This window comes from Mesorhizobium sp. M7A.F.Ca.AU.001.01.1.1, from assembly GCF_004022735.1.
In the GTDB taxonomy this organism is placed as follows: Bacteria; Pseudomonadota; Alphaproteobacteria; order Rhizobiales; family Rhizobiaceae; genus Mesorhizobium; species Mesorhizobium ciceri.
Window position 1 is genome coordinate 1 of the sequence record NZ_RZPF01000987.1, and the last position, 1758, is coordinate 1758.

A 1758-nucleotide genomic window follows, 5' to 3' on the forward strand; every position below is an offset into this window, starting at 1 on the left:
GTGCTGCCTTCGAGACGCCAGCCTACAACTGGACCGGCTTCTATATCGGCGGCGCTGGTGGTGCCGGTGCGTCCGTGCACCAGATCAACGTTCCGCCGCTCGGCGACCTGGAATTCAATGGTCTCGGTGGCGAAGGTGCCTTTGGTGAACTGAACGTCGGCTACGATCATGACTTCGGCAGCTGGGTCGCAGGCGTCATGGTCGATGCACGCTACTCCGGCATGACTTCCAAGCTGGATCTCGGCGGCGGATCGATCAACGTCGATACCGACTATGGGTTCGATGTGTTGGGCCGCGTTGGCATGAAGATGAACGAATCGACCCTTGCCTATGCGCTTGCCGGCTACAGCTGGCAGCATTTCGATCTGAACGCTTCCGACCCGATCGGCGACATCCTCGACTGGGGCTCCAGCGGCTTCTCGGTCGGTGGCGGACTGGAAACGGCTCTGTCCAGCAATGTCACCGTTGGCCTCGAATATCGCTATTCGCAGTTCGCCAAGAAGGACTTTTCTTCGGAATTCGGCGCACCTGACGACACCCTTACCTCGACTTCCTCTTTCCACACCGTGCGCCTCGGCGCGAAGTACAAGTTCAACTAAAAGGCCCTCCAGCCAAACAGTTGCAGCCCGTCGGCCATGCCGGCGGGCTTTTTTCTTGCGTGGAATACGTCTGCTCCAAACGCAGGCAACAAAAAAGCGGAGCCAAAGCCCCGCTTCCTCGATGACGAGATTTGCCGCCGGTTCATCCGCGGTCGGCAAATCGATCGACAATGGCTTTCTATCGCGACTATGCGACGGGAGTACGACAGCTGTTTCCAGCGGCTAATCTCAGCCTCAAGCGCGCTCGATGCGGCACTGGTAGCAATTGTTGCGCGCCGAGCGGACATGGACGTAGGCGATCTCGTCGCGTTCCAACAAGGTCTTGGCCCGCCCGGTGATGTCTCCGGTCGGGACCACGCCGCCGCTGCCATAGACGATACGGTCATCCCTGCCATAGCCGCGCACGATGTAGTCGGGGCTGTCGAGAATCTCGGGCAGCGCCTCGCCCTCGGCAGCGCCGTCGCATTCCTCGGCATGCAGGAAGATCGGCCCGGTTTCGGCATAGGGCTGAAGCTGCGGGAATGGCCTGTATGCCAGAACAAGATAGGCATCGCCGGCTCCTATGTTCTTCAAACAATGCCGGCAAGGCATGCCGTCACCATCTGAGACCTTTCGCTCGGGCGTTTGGCCATAAGCATCGACGCCACCACGCTGCAGCGTCCTGACAGCTTCGGTCGGCAAAGCTTTGAACTGGATGGTCATGGAAAAATCTCCGGTGTCGTGATTGGAAATTATGTCCTTGAACCCTCGCCGCCCACCCGATTCCTGCCAAATGTCGAAAAGCCGATCGCCCCTCGGCGATCGGCTCTCATCAGATTCCTGTCAAAGGCGCCGGCTAATTAAAATTCGGAGCTGCGACTCAACGGATGAAATCGTCGAAGCGGCGCAGCGTCACCCGGCGATTCTGCCAGTTTTCGTTCTGCGTCTGCACCAGCAAAAACTCCTCACCGTAACCAACGGTTTCCAGTGCATGGCCGGGCACCCTAAATTCGCGCACCAATGTGCGCTTGAGCGAAGCGGCGCGTTGTTCGGACAGGGCCTGGTTCGACTGGAAGGAGCCGACGGCGTCGGTATGGCCCTCGATCAGCACGCGGGCGCCGGGATCGCGGCGCAGGATTCGCCGCAGCGCGTCGGCAATAGTCTCGATCTTGTCGTATTG

3 protein-coding genes are annotated in these 1758 nt (G+C 59.6%); 1 reads left to right on the forward strand and 2 read right to left on the reverse strand.

Annotation, left to right across the window (positions count from 1 at the left end; translation table 11 throughout):
* Window positions 1-599 (forward strand): outer membrane beta-barrel protein (locus tag EN884_RS34895; RefSeq protein WP_164895389.1); only part of this gene is annotated, 599 nt, incomplete at its 5' end.
* A 234-nt stretch (window positions 600-833) separates the two neighbouring features.
* Here the strand turns inward: EN884_RS34895 and EN884_RS34900 are convergent.
* The gene (locus EN884_RS34900; RefSeq protein WP_013531464.1) at window positions 834-1301 is read right to left on the reverse strand and encodes a DUF1203 domain-containing protein; all 468 of its coding nucleotides are present in this window, start codon (window positions 1299-1301) and stop codon (window positions 834-836) included.
* A 157-nt stretch (window positions 1302-1458) separates the two neighbouring features.
* The coding region (locus EN884_RS34905) for an OmpA family protein (protein WP_164895390.1) at window positions 1459-1758 on the reverse strand (300 nt) is incomplete at its 5' end.